This window comes from Acidisphaera sp. S103 (assembly GCF_009765975.1).
Lineage (GTDB): Bacteria > Pseudomonadota > Alphaproteobacteria > Acetobacterales > Acetobacteraceae > Rhodopila.
Window position 1 is genome coordinate 333,637 of sequence record NZ_LMUJ01000032.1, and the last position, 6,474, is coordinate 340,110.

2 protein-coding genes are annotated in these 6,474 nt (G+C 65.5%); both read right to left on the reverse strand.

Going from position 1 to position 6,474, the window contains the following annotated elements; translation table 11 throughout:
• Window positions 1-46 precede the first annotated feature (46 nt).
• On the reverse strand, window positions 47-4,276 hold the full coding sequence (locus GSQ89_RS07575) for a ParB-like protein (protein WP_158923581.1): 4,230 nt from the start codon (window positions 4,274-4,276) through the stop codon (window positions 47-49).
• A gap of 302 nt (window positions 4,277-4,578) precedes the next feature.
• The gene (locus tag GSQ89_RS07580; RefSeq protein ID WP_158923583.1) at window positions 4,579-6,222 is read right to left on the reverse strand and encodes a GMC family oxidoreductase; all 1,644 of its coding nucleotides are present in this window, start codon (window positions 6,220-6,222) and stop codon (window positions 4,579-4,581) included.
• Between the last annotated feature and the right edge of the window lie 252 nt (window positions 6,223-6,474).

Genomic DNA, 6,474 nt, shown 5'->3' on the forward strand with positions numbered 1-6,474 from the left:
TCAACAAAACAGGATTTGAAGTCGCTGGGCAGTGACAGCCCGCGCATTATCCCCGCTTGCGGCGGCGAACCACGATTCCCCCCGTAAGGCCGGTTACCAGCAGCACGAGGGAGGCGGGTTCCGGCACGTCGGCGATAAGCTGGCCGCCATCCGTCAGGTCGTAGTCCAGCCCGTCCAGGTAGGCGGTCGCCACGTCGTACGGATCGTAGTAGATGTTGAGCCCGTCACCGTCGATGTTGGTCACGGTGTCGCCGTTGAGCAGCACGCCGATGATGTCATCCGTGTAGAATGCTGAACCAGCGCCGCTAGTCAGCGTCAACGTATTGCCGGAGTCGATCGTCAGCGACCCCCAGGCGAAGTTGCTCTGGTAACCGGCCGCGGTGGCGCCGAGATCGCTGCCGGCAAGCTGCATCGTATGGCTCGTGCCCGCGCCGTTGATGAACTCCAGGCTCGCCCCTGTCGTGTTCCAGATCGTGTTCGCCGTGCTGGCATTGGTGAAATTGCCTCCGACTTTGTAAAGATCTCCAACCGCCGCCTGGATCGCGCCGCTTGGCGTCACCGATAGATTGTTGAACGTCTGGGTGGAGGGGTCGCTGGTCAGCAGTCCGTTGTTGGTGAACGTGCCGCCATAGGACGCGGTGGTGCCGTTGACCGCCATGGTGCCGTTGTTGGTGACGTTGCCGCCGACGGTCAGGCTGCCGCCGGTCTGGCTGAACGTGCCGGTGCCGACGCTCAGGTTGCCGCCGATGCTGTTGCTGCCGCTCAGGGCCACGGTGCCGGTCCCGGTCGTGGCCAGGCTGCCGGTGCCGGTATCGGTGATGTTGCCGCCGAAGCTGGACGTCGTGCCCGACGCCTGCTGCAGCGTCAGCGTCTTGCCGTTCAATTGCACGCCGGTGGTGTTGCCGGCGACGCTGTTCAGCCCCTGCACCGTGTTGTTGGCGCCCAGCGCCAGGTTCGCGGCGCCGCCGCTGCCGACAGTGCCCAGGGTAACGCCGCTGCTGGTGGCCACCGCGTTGGTGGCGCCCAGGGTCAGCGTGCCGGCCTCCACCGTCGTCGCGCCGGAGTATTGCTGCGCCTGGGTGATGGTGACGTTGCCGCCGTTGGACCCGGTGCTGTCGGCCTTCACCAGGCTGCCCGACAGGGTCGGCCCCTGGCCGGCGGCCTGGCCGTCGGTCATCACCGCGGTGAAGTTGCCGGTTGTGGCCTGATCCAGCACCAGCGTACCGCCGGCGTTGGTGATCGTCTGGCCCGCGGCCGACGACAGGTTGGCGGTGCCGGCCAGCAGGGTCGTTCCGGTCTCCAGCGTCGTGCCGCCGGTGTAGCTGTTGCCGGTGCCGGTCAGTTGCAGGATGCCGGATTCGACGTGGACCAGGCCGCCGCCGGTGATGTTGCTGGCGAACGCGCCGGTGCCGCCTTGCAGGAACTGCAACTCGGTGCCGCCGGCCAGGGAGAAGGCGTTGGCGTTGGCGAAGGTGTTGGTGCCGATCCGCAACTGGCCGCCGTTGACCAGGATGGTGCTGGCGGCGTTCAGCGTCACGGCCTTGGAGCTGCCGTTGGACAGATCCAGCAACCCGGTGCCGTCCTTGGTCAGCGCCCCCGCCGTGCCGGTCGCCGCACCGCCGTCGGTGATGGTGCTGGACAGGGTGGAGGACAGGTTGTTGCTGTCACCGATGGTCAGCACGATCCCGGTGCCGGTGGTGACGGCGCTGTTGTTGCCGGCGCTGTTCAGCGAGGAGAACGCGTTGCTGGCGTTGAGTTGCAGGATCGCGGCGGACGGGTTGCTCTTCACGTCCTCCAGCGTCACGTTGCTGTTGCCGGTCAGCGCGTTCGCCAGGTTCAGGATCAGCGTGCCGGAATTGACCACCGTCGCGCCGGTATCGGCCGAGGCGGTGTTCAATTGCAGCGAGCCGGAGCCAGACAGGGTCAACCCGCCGCTGCCGGTGATGCCCGACGCGATGATGTTGGTGCCCTTGGCGTCGATCACCGCCTCACTGCTGCCGAATGCCAGGGTGCCGCCGGTGATGGTGGCCGAACCGCCATCCATGATCAGGCCGGCGGCCGGCGCGCCGTTGCCCAGGGTCAGGGTGTTGCTGCCGAGGGTGATCTTGAACCCGTCCTGCAAGTCGAGCGCATAGGCGTTGGCGGCACCGGACAGGGTGGCGTTGGCGCCCTGCACCACCATCTGCGTGGCAGTCGAGGTCTTGATGCTGGTGCTGCCCGCGGTGGCGGCGGTGTAGCCGTTGGCGCCATAGGTGGCGAAGCTGTACGGATTGCCGGACGCGCCGCCGCCGTTGTCGATGATGATCCAGGGCGCGACGATGCCGTTGGTCACCGTGGTCGAAGCGCCGGAGGAGAAGACCTTGTCGACTCCGCCCAGTGCGCCGCTGGTGGATGGCGACAGGAACAGGGTGGCGTTGCCGCCGCGGCTGATGCCGTTGGTCAGGGTCACCGTGGTATCAGCGTTGGCGCCCGAACCCGATCCGGCGGTCAGCGACAGCGTGGCGTTGGCATTGATGTCCAGCGCACCGAAGGCGACCGAACCGGCAGTGGACCCGGAGTTGATCACCGACAAAGTGCGCTGCGTGTCGGTCAGGGTGCCGCCGTAGGACGTCGCGAAACCGTTGGTGTCGTAGGTGCTGCTGCCGGTCAGGAACAGGCTGCGCACCGAGGCAAACGAAGCGCCGGCCTTGAACGTGCCGCCGTCGAGGTCGATTTGCCCGACTTCCGAGGTGGTGTTGCCGCCGACGCTGGCGCCGCCGGGGTTTGTCACGGCGCCCATCGCGGCGTCGCTGGCGACTTGCAGCGTGCCGCTGGAAATCACCAGGTTGCCGTAGAACAGCGGGTTGCTGCCGCTGGCCGGGGCCAGGATCAGCGTGCCCTTGCCGGTGTTGTCGTTGACGGTCAGCGCCGCCAGGCCGTCCTCGCCCAGGCCGTAGGACGCGATGTTGCCGGTCAGCGTGACGGTGTTGCCGTTGGGATCGAAATTGGCCGTCTCCTGGCCGATGGCGATGTTGCGGGCGGTGGTGAAGGTGCCGCCGGTGGTGGTGCCGAAGCGCAGCGTGCCGTTGCCCTCCGACAGGCTGTTGAAGACGATGCCGTTGGACGCCTGGACGGAGCTGACGATGTTGTTGGGATCGATCGTCCCGCCGGTCGGCGCGGCGCCCAGCGCGTTGTCCGTGGCGGCGACCAGGGTGCCGGCGATGATGTTGGTGCCGCCGGTATAGGTGTTGTTGCCCGACAAGGTCACCGTGCTGCCTTTGTCGGCGCCAAGCTGCATGACGAAGCCGGGGATCTGCGACTGGATGGTGACCGCACCGATCGAATAGCCGTTCAGGCCGTTGAACGACGCTTGGGCGGCGGTCACGGTGCCGGTGACGCTGCCGTCCAGCGCGCCGTTGGCGAGCGTCGCGTTGCTGATCGTCGAGGTGATGTTGATGCTGCCGCCCGACGGCAGGATGTATCCCGGCAGCTTGTTGACGGTGATTGCGCCGAGGCCGGGCAGGGTGGTCTGGTTGGTGCCGACCTGCGACCAGGCGGCGACCGCGTTGACGTCGGCCGGCGTCAGGTACGGCAGCCCGGTGCCGTTGGCGGTGGTCGCGTTGCGATAGGCATTGGCCCAGACGAAATCGGAGAACGTCGCCGACGTCTTGTCGAACGCGACGCCAGCCGAACCCTTGTTCTTCAGCGCCTGGAACTCGACCCCGCGATACGGGTCGTTGGTCAGGCCCGACAGGCTGGTGGGGATCGGCGACAGCGGATTGCCCGATGTCGGGGACAGGGTCTGCAGGATCCCGTTGTTCAGCGGGTAGACCTGGGCGTTGGCCTGCAACGCGGCGAGGAATTGCGCGGGCGTGTCGTTCGAATAGTTGGCAACGACATTGACGTAGACCGTGGGATCGGAGGCGCCGTAGATCGATTGTTCCAGCGAATCGAAACTATGATGCCCGTTCACCTGATACAGTTGACCGCCGGGACCGATGACCACCGGCTCGACCGATTCCAGCAGCGTCGTCTGCAATTGCGACGCCGGCACCAGGTTCCAGTCCGCGGTCTTCTTCGCCACCTCGGCGGCGCCGACGTTGAACTGGGTCGGGGCCAGGCTGTCCACCGGCACGGCGTAGAGGGAGAAAATTCCCGGCGTGACGCTGCCGGCGGCAGAGGGATTGTAAGTGGAGAAATCCGCGAGCGGCACCTGCGCCCAGGCGCCCGTGGCGGAGCACAGCAATCCAGCCAACCCGATCGCCACAGGGCGCGGTTTCCCGAACATTGCAGACATAAGATATTCTCCAACCCGAACGGGCCGCTGACACACCGATCATCGGCGCGTGGCGCCCCCTTGGGGGTCGGTTTACACATGCAATAATTTTTGATGTGTTACCATTATGTGAAAGCACCGAGGGCGGGGCGGATTCATGCCAGCGGCCGTAGATGTGACTTCTTCGGCAGCGGTCCTCTGTCATGCCGATGCAGATCGGCATCCACGCCTTTGCCTGCAAGAGCAAAGGCGTGGATAGTGTGCCTTCGCACACCGTGACGGTTGTTCGGCAATGGCCAACGGGTCATCAACGGCCGCTGGTATCACGCCGCGACGCCCTCCACCGGTGCCAGTGGCGTGCGGCCGCGGATCATGTCGGATGCTTTTTCGGCGATCATCATCGTCGAGCTGTAGGTGTTGGCCGACGGCATGCTGGGCATGATCGACGCATCCACCACGCGAATGCCCTGCAAACCATGGATGCGTAACTGATCGTCCACAACCGCGGTTTTGTCCGTTGCAGGTCCCATACGAGCAGTGCCGATCAGATGATACGCGGTCGAGCCGTATTGACGCGCGTAGCCCAGCCATTCCTCATCCGTATGGACGTCGGGTCCGGGCAGCGTGTCGGACTCGAAATAGGGTGCCAAGGCTTGTGTGTGCAGCAGCTTGCGCGCCCAGTGCATGCCTTTGACCAGGACGCGCTGGTCCATCGGGTCCTTCAGGTAGTTCGGCTGAATGATCGGATCGACGAACGGATCGGTGCCCCGCGCCCTGACATAGCCGATGCTCTCCGGCCGGTGCTGCCAGACGCCGCAGGTCATCCCGGGGTAGTCGTCCAGCAATCCGACAAACCCCTGCTTGTAGCTCGCCGGACTGAACACGCCCTGGATGTCGGGCTGCTGCATCGTGTCCTCGGTCTTCCAGAACCAGTGCAGGATCGACGGGGAGACGGCGAGGATGCTGGGTTTTCCCATCGCCCACCGAGCGATCTGGCCCATCAGGCCCGCGCCGCGCGACATTTCGTTCATCGTGCGGATGTTTTTCACGCGTGCCACGATACGCGTCGAGTAATGATCGCGGAAATTCTCGCCCACCGGCAGGTCGGCGACGACGGGGACGCCGAGGTCGCGCAGCAGCCACGCCGGCCCGACCCCGGACATCTGCAACAGTTTCGCCGTGTTGGCGGTGCCGGACGAAACGATCACCTCTTTTCGAGCGAAGACTTCGTGACGTTCGGAACCATCCTTGTCGTTGACGTAGCGCACGCCAGTCGCGCGGGTCCCGTCGAACAGAACCCGCGCGGCCCGCGCATTCGTCCGCACTTCCAACCGCCCCGTCGCTCGGGCTGGGTGCAGAAAAACACGAGCGGCGGAATGGCGGTAGCCCCTGTGGATCAGGCGCTGGAAGTAGCCGACGCCCATCTGGTTGTCGCCGCTGTTGTAGTCCACGCAGCGGGGAATCCCGAGTTCCTGGGCGCCCTCGATGAACGCCTCCATCGCCGGATGGTCCCAGTCGTTATCGGTGACCGGCAGCCGGCCGCCCCGGCCATGGATGCGCTCGTCGCCGACACCCAGGCGGCGTTCGCCACGCTTGAAGTAGGGCAGGATGTCAACGTAACCCCAGCCGCGGTTGCCGCGCTGCGCCCAATGGTCGAAATCCTCTCGCTGGCCACGGTTGTAGATCATGCCGTTGATCGAACTCGACCCGCCCAGGGTGCGGCCCTGCGTGGTCGGGATGCTCCGGCCGTTGATGCCCTCACCCGGTTCGGTGTGGAATTGCCAGGTGTAGGTCGGGTTGAACAGCATCTTGATGAAGCCGGCCGGGATGTGGATGTACGGATGCCGGTCGGGCGGCCCGCATTCCAGGACACAGACGGTGACACCCGGATCCTCCGTCAGGCGGTTGGCCAGCACCGACCCCGCGGCGCCGCTGCCCACAATGACATAGTCGAACGTATCCGTCATTTCCGTCCCCCGTTTGTGCCGACTGTTTGATCGCCGGCCGGTTCCATCTTATGCTGGCGGCTCAGACCAATCCAAGCCGGGGAGGATCGCGCATGGAATATGTCTGCGACGCACCACGCAACCGGACATGGTTCCGGATCGTGACGGAAGGCGAAGCGGCGGCCGAATCGCTGGAAATGCGCCACACCGTGGAAAAATACTACCGGCGGGAGAGGGAGCGTGCGGTCGATGCGTTCCACCCGAACACGTCGG